A 15,472-nucleotide genomic window follows, 5' to 3' on the forward strand; every position below is an offset into this window, starting at 1 on the left:
CGTCTGTTATCTACAGCATTCGGCCGGAGCCGGCCTGTCCACTCCCCCCGACACGTCGGTCAATCAGCGCATTTGCGAGACAACCTGAAAGCGGTCGATCAGCACTGCCGAGCGACCGCTTCGTCGTCTAGATTTCAGTTCGCTCAGCTAAGAGCAAAGCGTCCTCGACATCGACCCCAAGGTACCGCACCGTGTTCTCGATCTTCGAATGACCAAGCAAGATCTGGATGGCGCGGATGTTGCCGGTAGCGCGATAGATCATGGCTGCCTTCGTTCGGCGAAGCGAGTGCGTACCGTATTCCGCCTTGCGCAGCCCGATCGCCGTGACCCACTCATCGACCAGCCGAGCATACTGTCGCGTGCTCATATGGCCCGCTGGGTCAACACGACTGGGGAACAGATAGTCGGTCGTAGAGCCGCCTCGGCGTTCGAGCCATGCTAGCAGTGTGGCTCGAACGTCGCAGGTGATTTCGAACTGCACCGGCCTGCTGGTCTTCTGCTGGATGACGGTTGCTCGATTGCGGATGTCGACACCCGCAAACACGTCGCCGATCTTGATTTTCACCAGATCGCAGCCCCGCAGCTTGCTGTCGATCGCAAGATCAAAAAGAGCCTTGTCCCTCAATCGGCCTTCGCGATCGAGATGAAAGCGGATCGCCCAGATCTGCTTCTGCGTCAGCGGACGCTTGGTGCCGACATTCTTACCAGCATTCCAAGCCGGACGACGCCGCGTGGCTGTATCAAAACGTGAGTATCCCATTGCATTTCTCCTCGGTCCCAATGACCGATGAGGTAACGCCCAGAATGTCGCTGCTTGGGCCGATAGCGGAATGGCAGCAATCGGCTGGGATACACAAATAACGGACATTCAACTGCCCGAAGCGTCGGTCTTCTTGGCGCATACTCAGGAAAGCCGGGCGATCGTTACCATCCGCACCAGGTCCGAAAGGGTCTTCGCCTGCAATTTCATCATGGCGTTGGCTCTGTAGACCTCGACGGTTCGCGGACTGATGTCGAGGTCGAACGCGATCATCTTGTTGGCCTTGCCCTCCACCAGGCCCTCCACAACGTCAGTTTCGCGTCCGGACAGGAGCGAAAGGCGCGCCTCGATCTCGCGACGCTCCTCGGCGGCGGCATCGCCTTCCGCCTTCTCCGACATTGCACGGCGGATTGCCGAGATGATGGTATCGTCCTCGAACGGCTTCTCGATGAAGTCCGAGGCACCCGCCTTCATGGCCTCGATCGCCATGGGAACGTCGGCGTGCCCGGTAATCACGATGACAGGAACCGAAGGGGCTGTCTGCTTCACGCGCCGGGTCAGATCGACGCCGCCCATGCCGGGCATGCGGACATCGGTGATGATACAGGCACTTTTCAGAGGCGGAGAGGTATCGAGGAACTCGTCGCCCGAGGCGAATGAACGGACGCGAATGCCCGCAACGTCGAGAAGGAAGGCCAGCGAGCCGCGCGCGCTTTCGTCGTCGTCGATCACGTAGACGATAGAACTTTCCAATGCGTCATCGTCCATCGTGGAGTTCCTCCTTCGTGACTGCCTGAACCGTGAAGCCGAACATGGCGCCTCCTGCGGGAGAAGGGGCTGCAAAGATTTTACCGCCGTGAGCCTCGACGATCGTGCGCGATATGGAAAGACCCACGCCCATGCCCGTCCGTTTTGTGGTGATAAACGGCTGGAAGAGTCGATCGGCCACCTCTGGGTCGATGCCCGGTCCCGTATCGCTCACCACGACCTTGGCAAGTCCGTCTTCGGCGGAGCCTATCGTGATCGTAAGGGCACGATCCGGGGATGGGGACTCCGCCATCGCGTCGACAGCGTTGCGCACGAGGTTAAGAACAACCTGCTGAACCTGGATCTTGTCGACGAGCACCAAGTCGATTGCGGGATCGAAGTCATATGAAACACGGATGCCGTGTTCCTTCGCTCCCACCAGGGCGAGCGCGGAGGCTTCCTCCACCAGCTTTGGCAGGTTCTCGATCGTCCTTTCGGTTTCTCCCCGCGAAACGAAGTCGCGAAGCCTGCGGATGATCTCGCCTGCGCGTAGCGCCTGCTCCGAAGCCTGTCCTATCGCATCCGACACCCGGTCCAGCGGAGCATCCTCGCGCTCCAGCAACATCCGGCTGCCGCGCAGGTAGTTCGCAATGGCGGACAGCGGCTGGTTGATCTCGTGCGCGAGTGCCGATGCCATTTCGCCGAGTGCGGTCAGGCGCGAGATATGGACGAGCTCGCTCTGCAACTCCTGGAGTCGCGCCTCCGCCTCCTGCCGCTCCGTCAGGTCGCGAATAAACCCCGTGAAATAGCGCTGCCCTTCGGCCTTCATTTCGCCCACCGCCAGTTCGATGGGAAAGGTCGAGCCGTCCTTCTTCTGGCCCACCACGATGCGTCCCTTGCCGATGATCCGTCGCTCGCCGGTTCGGTAATAACGTTCCAGGTATTCGTCATGCGCGGTGCGATAGGGATCGGGCATCAGGACACTGACGTTCCGGCCCGTCACCTCGGACGCCTGCCATGCGAACATTCTTTCCGCGGTCGGGCTGAACTCGCGAATGAGGCCCGCTTCGTCGATCACCACCATGGCATCGGGAACGGTATCCAGAATCGAACGCAGGTGAGCCTCTCGTCTCGCGAGACCCAGGGCCGCAGCTTCGGTCTCCACCCGCGCGCGCTGGAACCACTCGCCCCCGATGGCAACGGCGACGCCGATGATCACGAATGTCACGGCCGCAATCATGCTTCCACTTTCGACGGGGCCGCTCAGGCGGTCGCAGGCAAGGCCGGCCAGTGCGCCGGCTACGGCGGCAAAGGCTCCTGCGCGAAAACCCGACAGCGCGCTGGCGACGACGACGCCGGGGACGAAGAAGATGAAAGTGGCGCGCTGGCCTAGTTGCTCGGCGAAGATCAGCCGGACGGCGACGGCAAGGCCGATGGCCAGCATAGCCACCATTGTCGCCTGCATGAAGGACAGCCGCGGGAGGAAGCGACTGGCAAAGCTCTGACCGGACGCCTCCGGTGAGGCCCTTAGGGGAGTGGTCGTAGGGTGATTATCCAAATTTCGCGTTTCCGTTCATCGGCATAGATGGAGGGCATCGGCGCCGCTTCCTGATCAATGGCCGCCGGATGGAGAAGTTTCAATGAATGCACCCCTCATCGATCTGGGCGTCCACCACCAGCCTTGCGGCATTTCGGACAGGATCGCATTCGGTTTTACCAAGGCCCTGCGCTGGACAGCCGACACCTTCTTTGCCGAACGTTACGGCCACCGCGCCGTCGTGCTCGAAACCGTGGCCGCCGTGCCGGGAATGGTTGGCGCCACGATCAATCACCTCGCCTGCCTGCGCCGCATGTGCGACGACAAGGGCTGGATCAAGACGCTCATGGACGAAGCCGAGAACGAGCGCATGCACCTGATGACCTTCATCGAGGTGTCGAAGCCGACGGTGTTCGAGCGCGCCGTGATCATAGGCGTGCAGTGGGTCTTCTACCTCTTCTTTTTCGCGCTCTATCTCGTCAGTTCGAAAACCGCGCACCGCGTGGTGGGCTACTTCGAGGAGGAAGCTGTCATCAGCTACACGCACTACCTCGCCGAGATCGACGAAGGGCGCAGCGAAAACGTGCCCGCGCCGGAAATCGCCAAGCGGTACTGGGGGCTCCCCGAGAACGCGACGCTGCGTGACGTGGTGCTCGTCGTTCGCGCTGACGAGGCGCATCACCGCGACGTGAACCATGGCTTCGCGAACGAACTCGCCGGTCTTCCGATGGGGGACATCGCGCAATGCCCGCCCCACGTCACGCTCGAGCCGAACTGGAAGCAGGCCGCCTGATTTCGGGCGCCTGGCAAGAAGGAGGACGGATCGTGGTCGAAACCTGCACCATCCAGTTGCTGGTCGACGATCCGTCTGTCCTCGCCGCACTCAGGTTCTCGCTCTCGATCGAGGGATTTCGCCTAGGCGACAGCACGCCGGAAGCTTTCGTCATCGACGAGCGATACGGCGGTGACGGCGTAAAGATCCTCGAGGAAATGCGCGCGCATGGGGACAATGCACTGGCGATCGTCATCGCCACCCATCCCAGCCGCCAGCTGCGTAACCGCATTGCCAGCTGCGATGCCGTTCTCGTCGAGAAGCCCCTGATGGGGGACGAAATCAGCCGGACGCTCACAGCCATCTGCAATCCCTTGAAAGTCGCATGACATGAAACCAGACCAAATGCCCGCCCTGGAAAGCTACAAGACCACGCCGACCTTCACGCAGGATAGCGTGCCTGCCGGCCTGCTGGCCGACCATTCGACCAAGGAAGGCGTCTGGGGCCTGATCCACGTTGCCCATGGGAAGCTGCGCTACTGCGTAACCGATCCGCGGCGCGAGAATGAGGAGCGCATTCTCGAACCCGGCAGCCCCGCAGGAGTGGTCGAACCCACGATAGTCCACCGTGTGGAGCCGCTCGGCCCCGTCGAGTTTCACGTCGAGTTCCTGCGCGCGCCGGATGGCCAGGGCACGGCCCGAACCCCGAACGAGGGAGACGAGGCATGACTAGCAAGCCAGTCGTCGAAAGTTCAGCCGCCGATGCCAGGGCCTATGTCCAACGCAAGCGCAAGGAAAAGAGCGCTGAAGCCCACCGCATCGGCATCGACGCAGCCTTCATCGATCACATTGTCGAGGCCTTCTACGGCAAGATCCGCGAGGACGATTTGCTTGGGCCGATCTTTGCAGCGCGTATCAGCAACTGGCCGCCGCATCTCGCCCGGATGAAAGCGTTCTGGCGATCGGTGCTTCACAACAGTGGAGAGTTCTCCGGCAATCCCATGCTGAAACATCTCGCGATACCGGGGCTTCACCTCGAGCACTTCGAGCGTTGGCTGAACCTCTTCTACGAAACGCTGCGGGAGGCCGAAAGCCATCCCGCCGCCATCGAGCTGGTCGGGACCCGTGCGCGGATGATCGCCGACAGCTTGCTTACTGCCATCACCATGCGCCGCGACGGCCTGACCGGAGGGCGCGCAGGAAAGGATCTACCCCATGTCTGATGCCGTTCTCCGCACGCCTGCATTCGAGGAAAAGCCCGAAGTTCGGGAGGACATCTCTGTCCTTTGCGTTCCGAACGAGGCGAACGACAACGAAGGCCCTGCCCGTCGTCAGCAGCCAGAAACGCGGATGTTCGAACTGCCCCGGGCTATCTGGATCGCGATGGTCGGAAGCTATGCGCTTTTCCTCGCGGCTCTCTTGGGCGCGACAGGCGGAATCAGGGCGGCGTTCGCTATCGTGATTTCCGCGGTTTATATCGCCATGTTCTTTGGCATTGCGCGCGTCATGCTCGGCCAGGCGAACCCGCAGCCGACAAGCCCCCTCGATCGATCGGGCGGCAAGCTCCAGAGCCTTTACGGGCCGCTTGGCCGCATGGAGGTCTACACCCAGGTTCTGATCGTTCCGTTCGCCGTGGCGGCCTTCGGCATTGCCATCAGCGTTATCGCCGCGCTGGTGTTCTGACCGTCGCGGGATAGTAGAAACGAGGAGACGACGATGTTGTGCCCGGAATGCGGCGAACCGGCCCCACCGGGCCCGCTCGATACCCGCAACTGCGCCCCGCGGCTTTCTGCGCGGCCTACCGGCGTAGCGGCAAATTTCAAGCAAGTGCTTCGCAGGTTCGTCAGGCCGTTCTGATGAACAGCGGGGCGAAGCGCCTGCCCGTCCGCCCTCGCGGAATCCGTCGCCGGAGGCCGAAGTCTTCAGCGGTGCCCGATCTCGCGCCGCACTACGTGCAGGTTTACTTCTCTCAGGAATGCATCGAGATCGTCGACATCGACATCGAGGACCTCATCCCATTCGGCAAGCACTTCCTCGATATCGCCGCGCGTATGAGGAGCGTGGACCAAGGTCGGATTGCTGACGGGAAGCGGCGCGCGGTGAGGCCAGGAATGGCCGGTGAGGTTGTTGTAGATCATTCCGACAAGAGCAAGCGTCAGCACGTTCGCGGCAATCGGCAAGAGGTAGATCCAGGTCCAGGTTTCTCCCCCGGCCGCGCCGAGCGCGCACAGGAGGGCGCAGGCACCTCCCGGGGGATGCAGACAGCGCGTGAAGGTCATCACCACGATCGCCACGCCAACCGCGAAACCGGGAGCCAGCATCGCGGAGCCTGTGTACATTCCGACGCCGATACCGATCGCAGCCGAAATAAGGTTTCCGCCAACTACCGGCCAAGGTTGAGCCAAGGGGCTGGCCGGAACGGCAAAGACGAGGACTGCCGAGGCCCCCAGCGGAGCCACGAGCCACGGCAAGGCAGTACTCTGCGACCCCAGCAACAGCCATGTCGCAAGCGCAGAGAGAATGATCGCCAACCCAGCCCCAAGAGCGCCGCGAAGCGAGCCGAATTGGCCCCGCAGGTCTTGTGGCAACAGTGCTGACGACTGAGAGACGAGAGTCTTGAGCAAAACCTGGAGCAATCCCACTTTGAAACGTGCGGCAGCCCTTGGCGTACCTGGCTCATTTCTTCAGCAAGAAAATCATCCTCGAGCCTAAAGAGCCTAAAGAATTCCTAGCATAGCTAGCTTTCGTGCCGATTCCGATGAACGGACGTATGCTTCAGGCAATTCTCGACCCTGAGACGGAATTACCAACGTGTAAGCATTATCACCCACGACAAAACACCTCTTTTGATGTCCGTTTTCAGGACCGCGACGACGTACCTTCAATGGCTGGGATGGGGCGCAAAGCGGTCATCCTAGGAATGAAAAGGTTGTGTCCTCCCCTGCCCTAAAGTCGGCCACCTCTGTTCGAATCCTCAGGCGGGACTCGAACTCACCTTAAATAAATGGGATCTTTCCGACCAATCCCGTTACGGAAGGGCTGGAGCACGCCGTTGCACTAGCGTGAGAATCCGGCTGTGAGCCACCGATCGCAGCTGGGGACATCGCCTGATTTCGCACTGCCCGAGGATACCCCCAAAATACCCCCATAAAGGCTCCGGCTTCAAGCGAACACATACGGACGCATACGGCCCCAAGCGAATTGGCGTGGTAGCACATCTGTTATTGAAATCAGCGATTTGGGTAAACAATCCGGATGTATACGGACGCAAGCGAGCACATGCGGACGCATTTCCTGGTAGCGGAGGAGGAACATATAGCGAACATATAACGTTCTGACATTGCTCGTTTTTTCCGCCCAACTCTTGGAAAATACCCCCACCGATACCCCCAGAATCCCGAATTTGCGCCAAACCGTTACAAGGGTGCGATCGGCCGACTAACGTTCGAAAATTGGCAGCTCAACCGCCTCATTGAACGGCGGAAGTTGGGCCGAGAGCCGACTGGCAGCTTTCAGCGGGAGATAACCGAAAAGCTGCCTATCAATTGAGCGAATGTTTCCAAATTTTCACTAGTGAGCAGTCCACCTCCATGAGCATGAATACGGGCCTGCAAGCTCAATCACCCGGCTCTGCTACTCCCACGAGATCACGCCCTCCGCCGAACGCCAGCTCGATGGCCTGATCATTTTCTCGTGGGCGATACGGACTGACCTTATCTCGGCTTCGATCTCGCGTCGCCAATGTGCAAGGAAATCGAACAGCACCGGAAAATCCGGTGCTGCGTCGTATTCCTGCCAGGCAAAGATCTGCACGAGCGAGGGGTGATCCGGCATGAAATAGCAGATTTCTGCCGTGGTGAGTCCGTACCCCTCCAGTTGAACTAGGAAAGCTCGATCGGTCATTGCAGCGTTGGCTGGCTGCCCGGGCCGTCGAGCGAGCGCAGCGCCGCGAAAACATCATCAACGGAAACCGGACTTTTGAGTTCGGGGGGCTGGCGCATCGCCGGCTGGTTTTCGACGGTATGCCGATCGGACGCCCAGGAAGCCAGGATGGCTCGCTTCACTTCGGGCTCAAGCGAGGGATGATGCGCTACATCGAATGGATGCAAATATCGTGCGAATGGTTGCGACATAGGAAAATCCTCCTTTCTGCCTTGCCGCTGGTCACTCACTGCGGATTGCTCCGCTCGGCGTATTTTGTGAGTCGATTTTCGGCCGTCAAGACCCTGATAACGCGAACGGAAAGTGGCTATTAGCAGTCGCGATCAAAGAGAGCCAAAAAGTTTGATTTGGACCTCTTGAAGCCGTTTTCGGCAGGACTAGATCGCGAAATGCCCCCTGCCGATAATCCGGGGGAGGCGCTGTAAGTCATTTCGCTTTGTAATGGAGGTTATGCATGCATTTCCGACCTTTGCACGATCGCGTGCTGGTTCGCCGCATCGAGGCCGAAGAAAAGACGGTCGGCGGTATCATCATCCCTGACACCGCCAAGGAAAAGCCGATGGAAGGCGAAGTCGTCGCCGTGGGCCCTGGTGCGCGTGACGATTCCGGGAAGCTGGTGGAACCCGCCGTCAAGGCAGGCGACCGCGTCCTGTTCGGCAAGTGGTCCGGCACCGAAGTGCGGATTGATGGCGAGGACCTGCTCATCATGAAGGAGAGCGACATTCTCGGCATCATCGAAACAACCGCCGAACTCAAGAAGGCGGCGTAAGCAATCAACCCAATCTTCAGTTCAATCGAAAGAAGAGAAAGGAGCAGGCCAAAATGGCTGCGAAGGAAGTAAAGTTTGCGTCTGACGCGCGTGATCGCATGCTGCGCGGCGTGGATACGCTTGCAAATGCGGTCAAGGTAACTCTCGGCCCCAAGGGGCGCAACGTGGTGATCGAGAAGAGCTTCGGCGCTCCCCGCATCACCAAGGATGGCGTCACCGTTGCCAAGGAAATCGAACTCAAGGACAAGTTCGAAAACATGGGCGCGCAGATGCTGCGCGAAGTCGCCAGCAAGCAGAACGACAAGGCGGGTGACGGCACGACCACCGCCACCGTTCTGGCCCAAGCCATCGTGCGCGAAGGTGCCAAGGCGGTTGCTGCCGGCATGAACCCGATGGACCTGAAGCGTGGTATCGACCTCGCCGTCGGCACCGTGGTCAAGGACCTCGAAAGCCACGCCAAGAAGGTGTCCGCCAACAGCGAGATCGCGCAGGTCGCGACGATTTCAGCCAATGGTGATGAGACCGTCGGTCGCATCCTTGCCGAAGCGATGGAGAAGGTCGGCAATGAAGGCGTGATCACGGTCGAGGAAGCCAAGAGCCTCGAGACAGAGCTGGAGACGGTCGAGGGCATGCAGTTCGATCGCGGCTATCTCTCGCCCTATTTCGTGACCAATGCCGAAAAGCTGAAGGTCGAACTCGAGGATCCCTTCATCCTCATCCACGAAAAGAAGCTGTCGAACCTGCAGGCGCTGATCCCTCTGCTCGAACAGGTTGTGCAATCGGGCAAGCCGTTGCTCATCATCGCCGAGGATGTCGAGGGTGAAGCCTTGGCAACCCTGGTGGTGAACAAGCTTCGTGGCGGCCTCAAGGTCGCGGCGGTCAAGGCACCTGGCTTCGGCGATCGCCGCAAGGCCATGCTGGAGGATATTGCCATCCTCACCGCCGGTAATGTGGTCAGCGAGGAACTCGGCACCAAGCTGGAAAATGTCACGATCGGCATGCTCGGCCGGGCCAAGAAGGTCATCATCGACAAGGACAACACTACCATCGTCGATGGTGCCGGCAACAAGGCCGACATCGACGCCCGGGTCAGCCAGATCCGTGCCCAGATCGAGACCACGACCAGCGACTACGACCGCGAAAAGCTGCAGGAACGCGTAGCCAAGCTGGCTGGCGGCGTCGCTGTCATCCGCGTCGGCGGTGCGACAGAGGTCGAGGTCAAGGAGCGCAAGGACCGCGTCGACGACGCGCTGCATGCAACCCGCGCAGCCGTTGAAGAAGGCATTCTGCCGGGCGGCGGTATCGCACTGCTCCGGGCGCTCAAGTCGCTGGAGGGCCTCAAGGCCGCCAATGACGATCAGCAGTCGGGTATCGATATCGTTCGCCGTGCGCTTCGCGCCCCGGCTCGTCAGATTGCCGAGAACGCGGGTGAGGACGGTGCCTATATCGTCGGCAAGCTGCTCGAAGGCGACGACTACAACCACGGCTTCAATGCCGCGACCGGCACCTATGAAGACCTGGTGAAGTCGGGTGTCATCGATCCGGCGAAGGTGGTGCGCACAGCGCTGCAGGATGCGGCCTCGGTCGCCTCGCTGCTGATCACCACCGAAGCGCTAGTGGCAGAACTGCCCAAGGAAGACACGCCCGCACCGATGCCGGCAATGGACTTCTAAAAGGGTGTGGAGGGCGCGGCATCAAGCTGCGCCCTCCCATCCTCCAGCGCACGGCTGGCGGCGGTGTTGCTTGGGCGTCTCCACACGCTTTCTTGAGCAAGGCAGTCTCCGAAAGCGGCGACGTCAAAAAATCGGTCGACCGAGAGAGGAGGAGATGATGACCGACAGGTATCTGGACTATCTTTCACGCGAACATGAGCGGCTGGAGAACGAAATCCGGCTGGAAAGCAAACGACCCCGGCCTGACGAAGTTCTAATTGCCCGCCTGAAGAAGCTCAAACTGGCGCTCAAGGACCAGATGCGAAGCTGGGCTTCCGATCACGCGAGCAGCGTTAGCCTGACCCCATAAACGGACCGGATCCAAGCATACTCTTTCTTGGAAGAAGGCCAGGCGCACCTATATCGGTGTGCTTGGTTTTACCGCACAAGGCGCTGAAAACAAACCAAAAAATGTCTATCAGGTATTGAAACCAATTGCGCGTTTCCTAATTTTGTCAGTACCGGATGCCATAACGGGTCCGGTTGGACAGAGGGCGTCGGCTCTTCGTTCCCGGCGCCTCTCATGCCCAGATTGCTCAACAAGGAGGATTTGGAAATGAGAACTGCATTTGATTTAACCCCCTATCGCCGCTCGACGGTCGGCTTCGATCGGCTCTTCGATACGCTAGAAAACAGCTTCCGCGCAGAAACGCAGGACAGCTACCCACCCTTCGACATTGTTCGCACTGACGAGGACAGCTACCGGATCATTCTCGCGGTGGCCGGCTTCCGTCCGGACGAAATCGACATCACTGCACAGCAGAACCAGATCGTCATCTCCGGTCAGAAGACCGAGAAGGACAAAGACGGTGTCGAATTCGTTCATCGCGGTATCGCTGCCCGCGCGTTCGAGCGCCGGTTCCAGCTGGCCGACTATGTCGAAGTGCGCGATGCGGATTATGAGCACGGCATGTTGACGATCTCGCTCCAGCGGATCGTCCCGGAATCGCTGAAGCCGCGCAAGATCGCCATCGGAAGCCGCGAGCATGTCAACGATGACTCGCTCCAGCTCACCGAGAACAAGGCTGCGTAAGCGAAATCGGTCGGCGAGTATCAGGTGGGGTGGGTGTGAACGCACCCACCCCGCTTCAGCTTACAGAACGCAATGCTTATCTTGACACGCCGCCGCTACGTGACACGTTCGCGATAATCTTCTAGCGATTTTTGCAACTCGGACAGGGGTCCTTGATAATCGACTTCCAGCAACTCTTCGACTCTGCGCCCAACCCTTATGTCGTCATGGACACGGATCTACGGCTCGTGTGGATGAACGATGCCTATCTCGCCGTCACCATGCGCGAGCGCGACGACATTATCGGACGGAGGATGTTCGAAGCGTTTCCGAGTGATCCAGACACGGAAAGCTTCCGTCTTCTGAATACGTCCCTTCGTCGGGTTCTCGAAACCGCGCAGAGGGATGAAATCGCCCTTATACGGTACGACATCCCCGCTCCGGATGGATCATTTGAACCTCGATACTGGAGCGCCACCCACACGCCCATTCTGGACGATCAGGGCAAACTTGCGTTCATCCTTCAGCACACGGTCGACGTAACCGAAATGCAGAAGCTGCGGCAGTTTCGCGAGGAGGCCGACGTCATACGCCGGGCCGAGAAGGTTCAGTCGCTGAACGAGAGTCTGGCTCGAGAGAGCAGGCGACTGCATCAGTTTTTTGACCAGGCCCCCGGCTTTGTCGCGGTTCTGGGAGGTCCGCAACACGTGTTCCAGATGGCGAATGCCTCTTACCTGCGACTGGTCGGGCGGGACGATATTATCGGCGTGCGCGTAGCCGATGCGCTTCCCGAGGTTGTCGATCAGGGTTTCGTCGAGATCTTGGACAGGGTTTTCGAAAGCGGCGAACCCTACTTTGGCCAGAGAGAGCGGGTGGTTCTGGCCGTCGGCCCCGGCCAAACCGACGAAACCCGCGTCCTTAACTTCATCTTCCAACCGATACGCAATGCGGAAAGCAGAGTTAGCGGCATCATCGTTCAAGGTAACGATGTCACTCACGAAGCCGCCTTTGAGGAACGGCAGGGGTTGCTCATCAGCGAACTGCAGCACCGCGTGAAGAACGCGATTGCCGTCGTCCAATCCCTCGCTAAGCAAACCTTCAAGCCCATGATCCCAACCGAGGAGGCCTTGGATACTTACTCGGCCAGACTTTCCGCGCTCTCGGCGGCACACGGACTGCTAAGCGAAGGCAGTTGGGGTCCGACGTCGCTACGAGCCATTCTGGTGTCTACCCTTGGCGCGGCCCTAGGCGACATCGACCAGCGCGTTAGTATCGACGGACCGGATCATCTCCTGGACCCGGAAACGGCGCTCGGGACGACGATGCTCGTCCATGAACTCGCGACCAATGCCATCAAGTACGGTTCTCTGTCGAATGACAAGGGTGAGGTCATGATCCGGTGGGCTATCGACGATGGAGGCGACGAGGATATCCTCCACCTCATCTGGAAAGAGGTCGGTGGACCAGTTCCGGTGGCGCCGCAACGCAAGGGCTTTGGCACGCGCCTGATCGAACGTGGCTTAGGGTCTCGTGGGACAGCAGGAGTGAATATCGAATTCTTGCCGTCTGGCCTCGAATGCCGGATCGATGTCGCCACACACAAGGAACCACAAAGCGTGCAGTTTGGACGGTCCTTCGCGCATTTCAACAGGTCGCAAGCGCGAACTTAATGAGGATGCCCAGCTTGATCGATCTGAGCGGCAAAAGTGCGCTCGGGTATTTGGAGAAATGGCAGCTTCCGGGAGTTTCGATTTCCCGATCGAACGTCCGAGATGGGGGCGCAAAGCGGCCATCCTAGGAATGAAAAGGTTGTGTCCTCCCCTGCCCCAAAGTCGGCCACCGCTGTTCGAATCCCTCAGGCGGGACTCGAACGCAGCGGTGATCTTGGGACCTTTTGATTGATCCGTTCTTGAAATCGCTTCGACAAGCCGTTGCAGTTGGATGAAAATCTTTTTCTCGCCGCAAGTTCATAGGTGGGGGTATTGCCCGATTCCGCGGAGGCCGAAAATACCCCCATCGATACCCCAAAAATGCCACGGTTTCAGGCGAACACATGCGCACGCATGCGGCTACACACGCCGTTCGACCTGATCGCGTATGCACGGGAGCGAAACATACTGACCGAGGCCTTTTCGCCCTTCGGTCATGGTGAAATCTTGGACAGTGTGGAGATCGCTGAACTCGCTGAGAAGTAAGACGTTTCGGTTCCTCAACTGGCCATCCGATATCTGCTCCAGCTCGGACTTCTGCCGCTTCCCAAGACTGTGACGCCTGCGCACATGCGGACGAACTCTGACGTCGATTTCGTTATCAGCGATGCTGAACTGATAGTCCTGAAATCCATGAAACCCTTGGAAAATTACGGCGCTGCCCGTCACTTCCCCGTTTATGCCAAAAGCAGAGGGTGAACGAGGAACCGGACGATCGCCAAAGCCTCCATCATCACGCTGCGGGCCGGTCCTTCTTGGGCCGGCTCGACAGCTTGCAAAAAAGGTGCGGAATGCAGTTCGGTTTGCAGAATCATTCTCGACTACAAACTTGCTCGATCCAGCGGTCGATTTCCGCTTCGAGCCAGACTGTGCAACGCGGACCAAGCGAGCGAGACTGCGGAAAGCGACCTTCGCGCATCCGCTGATAGATTGCAGTTCGGCGCAGTCCCACGCGCGCCATGACCTCGGGAAGACGGATGAGCCGGTCGGGCGCTGCCTCGCCAGCACCCGCTTCCGCATCCGTGTGGTCTTCGGTCGCCGTTTCAGAGAGCAAAGCTCTGTTCATCCTGCCTCTCCAGTTGTGCGAGGTGGTCCGACAGGAGACCGGCGGTGCGGTGCGCGGCCCCCCTTGCCCAGCGCGGTCTAACATCGAGCAGCCGCTCACCCAGGGCCTGATCCAACGCGGCCGGCAGCTCGCTGATGAAGGTTTCAAGAAACTGCAGCACAGCGGAGCTCTGCCAATCAACCGTCTGCTGTGAATAGCCTGCGAGAGCCAGCATAAGGGAGGTCCGAGGCGCGTGTCCGCACGCGTCGAGTATGGTGAGCGCCTCTTGTAGCGTGGCGGGCCTAGTCCCGGCAAGAATGCGTCGAAGCGCATCCTTGTTGATCTTCGTCTGTGCGGCGATCGTTCGCCGAGACTTGCCACTCTCTCCTACGGCATGGTCGAGAAAAGCAGCGAGGCCACGCGATGCCTCTCCCCATTTGTCCTGTCTGCTTTGCGTCATGGCACCTGCTTCCGGTTGTCTCAAGCGAATCGACAGCAGGCTATGCGACGCGTCAAACTGTAGGAAAGTAAAAAGAACAAATGAGGAACTTATAGGAAATCGACACATCGTCGGACGATGTGATTCGCGCAGATTCCGGTCCCTCGATCTCACATGGCGGTATTGATGGCGCAACAATCGGTAGTCTCGGCTGCAAGATCTGCATCGATCGCGCAAAACCCGGTCAACTCATCCTAAATCGACGAATTCTCTTGGTCGGAATGCGGCGCGCGGCAGTTTCCGTTTTCCTACACCCGGCCTTGGAATCGAGGAAAGAACATACAGCGAACGCATCGCTGCACATGTTCGAAACGGAGTTCCTCGATGACCAAGGCAATCACCCTTCCCCGCCAATCCGCCAAGGGCATTCGTGCCCGCGACTATATTCTTCCTGCCGCGATCGCGCTCGCTTGCGCCGGTGCCGCCTATGCCGGTGCCGACACTACCTTCGACCCGGCGCTGCAGAAATTCACCGACTTCCTCGAAGGGTCGGGCGGCAAGATCATCACGGTCCTCAGCCTCGCCGGCGGCCTGATCGCGCTCGCTTCGGGACGGTTTGCTCTCGGTCAGGTCGCGGTGCCGGTGGGCGTCGGGATCGGCGTCGGCACGGGCGTGCCGATCGTCACCTCGGTCGTCACCGCGGTCATCTGAGCCGCGGTTAGCGACGGGAGGGCGGCATGGCCGACAGATACCTCGTTCCACGGCGGCTCGACGATCCGGAGCTCATCGGCTTCTGGACCATCGACGAGTTTGCGGGACTGCTCGTCCCTTTCGCCTGGGGCATCCTTGCGCAGCACATCATCATCGGCACAGCCCTGTCCGGGCTCACCTGGTTCGCCCTTCGAAAGGCGAAGGCGTCAGGTGCCGGGTCGAAACTGGTCCATGCTGCCTACTGGTATCTGCCGGGGAGTTTCCTCGGGCTGAAAGCCACGCCGCCCTCCCATTGCCGCCTGCTTGCGGGCTGAGGG

General features: G+C 59.7%; 20 protein-coding genes. 12 read left to right on the top strand and 8 right to left on the bottom strand.

Annotation, left to right across the window (positions count from 1 at the left end; genetic code table 11):
• Positions 1–127 precede the first annotated feature (127 nt).
• The 3 genes from H7X45_RS04695 to H7X45_RS04705 form a co-directional block, all read right to left on the bottom strand.
• A complete protein-coding gene (locus tag H7X45_RS04695; RefSeq protein WP_160752773.1) occupies positions 128–760 on the bottom strand; it encodes a tyrosine-type recombinase/integrase in 633 nt (210 codons plus the stop codon).
• Between the two features lie 144 nt (positions 761–904).
• Positions 905–1,528: a response regulator FixJ gene (fixJ, locus tag H7X45_RS04700; RefSeq protein ID WP_187336379.1), complete on the bottom strand. Its 624-nt coding sequence runs from the start codon at positions 1,526–1,528 to the stop codon at positions 905–907.
• Complete coding sequence (locus H7X45_RS04705) at positions 1,518–2,951, bottom strand: sensor histidine kinase (RefSeq protein WP_246449684.1); 1,434 nt, start codon at positions 2,949–2,951, stop codon at positions 1,518–1,520. Before H7X45_RS04705 ends, fixJ begins: the two co-directional genes overlap by 11 nt.
• Before the next feature lie 196 nt (positions 2,952–3,147).
• On the opposite strand from H7X45_RS04705, the gene H7X45_RS04710 reads away from it, so the two are divergent.
• Genes H7X45_RS04710 through H7X45_RS04730 form a run of 5 tightly spaced genes read left to right on the top strand, consistent with a single transcriptional unit; the run spans position 3,148 to position 5,499 of the window.
• Positions 3,148–3,837: an alternative oxidase gene (locus H7X45_RS04710; protein ID WP_187336381.1), complete on the top strand. Its 690-nt coding sequence runs from the start codon at positions 3,148–3,150 to the stop codon at positions 3,835–3,837.
• A gap of 32 nt (positions 3,838–3,869) precedes the next feature.
• Positions 3,870–4,205 (top strand): DNA-binding transcriptional response regulator, encoded by a 336-nt coding sequence (locus H7X45_RS04715; RefSeq protein WP_187336382.1) that lies wholly within the window; start codon positions 3,870–3,872, stop codon positions 4,203–4,205.
• 1 nt (position 4,206) lies between these two features.
• Positions 4,207–4,545: a TehB family protein gene (locus H7X45_RS04720; protein ID WP_187336383.1), complete on the top strand. Its 339-nt coding sequence runs from the start codon at positions 4,207–4,209 to the stop codon at positions 4,543–4,545.
• Entirely contained in the window at positions 4,542–5,039 is a 498-nt protein-coding gene (locus H7X45_RS04725; protein WP_187336384.1) for a group III truncated hemoglobin, read from the top strand. The genes H7X45_RS04720 and H7X45_RS04725 overlap by 4 nt, the downstream gene beginning before the upstream one ends.
• Positions 5,032–5,499 (top strand): hypothetical protein, encoded by a 468-nt coding sequence (locus H7X45_RS04730; RefSeq protein ID WP_187336385.1) that lies wholly within the window; start codon positions 5,032–5,034, stop codon positions 5,497–5,499. The genes H7X45_RS04725 and H7X45_RS04730 overlap by 8 nt, the downstream gene beginning before the upstream one ends.
• 239 nt (positions 5,500–5,738) lie before the next feature.
• Here H7X45_RS04730 and H7X45_RS04735 read toward each other — a convergent pair whose 3' ends face one another.
• The 3 genes from H7X45_RS04735 to H7X45_RS04745 all read right to left on the bottom strand — a co-directional run bounded on the left by H7X45_RS04735 (position 5,739) and on the right by H7X45_RS04745 (position 7,949).
• Positions 5,739–6,347 (bottom strand): HPP family protein, encoded by a 609-nt coding sequence (locus tag H7X45_RS04735; RefSeq protein ID WP_246449687.1) that lies wholly within the window; start codon positions 6,345–6,347, stop codon positions 5,739–5,741.
• A gap of 1,102 nt (positions 6,348–7,449) precedes the next feature.
• Entirely contained in the window at positions 7,450–7,719 is a 270-nt protein-coding gene (locus H7X45_RS04740) for an usg protein (protein WP_187336387.1), read from the bottom strand.
• Positions 7,716–7,949 (bottom strand): hypothetical protein, encoded by a 234-nt coding sequence (locus H7X45_RS04745; RefSeq protein WP_187336981.1) that lies wholly within the window; start codon positions 7,947–7,949, stop codon positions 7,716–7,718. The genes H7X45_RS04740 and H7X45_RS04745 overlap by 4 nt, the downstream gene beginning before the upstream one ends.
• A 263-nt stretch (positions 7,950–8,212) precedes the next feature.
• Here H7X45_RS04745 and groES point away from each other — a divergent pair, with 263 nt between their 5' ends.
• From groES to H7X45_RS04770, 5 genes are all read left to right on the top strand, one after another.
• On the top strand, positions 8,213–8,527 hold the full coding sequence (groES, locus tag H7X45_RS04750) for a co-chaperone GroES (RefSeq protein ID WP_187336388.1): 315 nt from the start codon (positions 8,213–8,215) through the stop codon (positions 8,525–8,527).
• Between the two features lie 53 nt (positions 8,528–8,580).
• On the top strand, positions 8,581–10,200 hold the full coding sequence (gene groL, locus H7X45_RS04755) for a chaperonin GroEL (protein WP_187336389.1): 1,620 nt from the start codon (positions 8,581–8,583) through the stop codon (positions 10,198–10,200).
• 154 nt (positions 10,201–10,354) lie between these two features.
• Positions 10,355–10,549: a DUF465 domain-containing protein gene (locus tag H7X45_RS04760; protein ID WP_425498181.1), complete on the top strand. Its 195-nt coding sequence runs from the start codon at positions 10,355–10,357 to the stop codon at positions 10,547–10,549.
• Between the two features lie 246 nt (positions 10,550–10,795).
• Positions 10,796–11,272: an Hsp20 family protein gene (locus H7X45_RS04765; RefSeq protein WP_246449690.1), complete on the top strand. Its 477-nt coding sequence runs from the start codon at positions 10,796–10,798 to the stop codon at positions 11,270–11,272.
• 206 nt (positions 11,273–11,478) lie between these two features.
• A complete protein-coding gene (locus tag H7X45_RS04770) occupies positions 11,479–12,921 on the top strand; it encodes a sensor histidine kinase (RefSeq protein ID WP_187336982.1) in 1,443 nt (480 codons plus the stop codon).
• Between the two features lie 850 nt (positions 12,922–13,771).
• Here H7X45_RS04770 and H7X45_RS04775 read toward each other — a convergent pair.
• Together H7X45_RS04775 and H7X45_RS15205 are read right to left on the bottom strand one after the other, a co-directional pair.
• Entirely contained in the window at positions 13,772–14,026 is a 255-nt protein-coding gene (locus H7X45_RS04775; RefSeq protein ID WP_187336392.1) for a helix-turn-helix transcriptional regulator, read from the bottom strand.
• Positions 14,004–14,240, bottom strand: a complete 237-nt coding sequence (locus H7X45_RS15205) for a hypothetical protein (protein WP_246449693.1) — start codon at positions 14,238–14,240, stop codon at positions 14,004–14,006. The genes H7X45_RS04775 and H7X45_RS15205 overlap by 23 nt, the downstream gene beginning before the upstream one ends.
• 588 nt (positions 14,241–14,828) lie before the next feature.
• Between H7X45_RS15205 and H7X45_RS04785 the strand changes: the two genes are divergently transcribed.
• Both H7X45_RS04785 and traL read left to right on the top strand, forming a co-directional pair.
• Entirely contained in the window at positions 14,829–15,155 is a 327-nt protein-coding gene (locus H7X45_RS04785; protein WP_011413153.1) for a hypothetical protein, read from the top strand.
• A gap of 26 nt (positions 15,156–15,181) precedes the next feature.
• Positions 15,182–15,469 (top strand): type IV conjugative transfer system protein TraL, encoded by a 288-nt coding sequence (traL, locus tag H7X45_RS04790; protein ID WP_011413152.1) that lies wholly within the window; start codon positions 15,182–15,184, stop codon positions 15,467–15,469.
• Positions 15,470–15,472 lie beyond the last annotated feature (3 nt).

It is taken from the genome of Novosphingopyxis iocasae, assembly GCF_014334095.1.
GTDB lineage: Bacteria > Pseudomonadota > Alphaproteobacteria > Sphingomonadales > Sphingomonadaceae > Novosphingopyxis > Novosphingopyxis iocasae.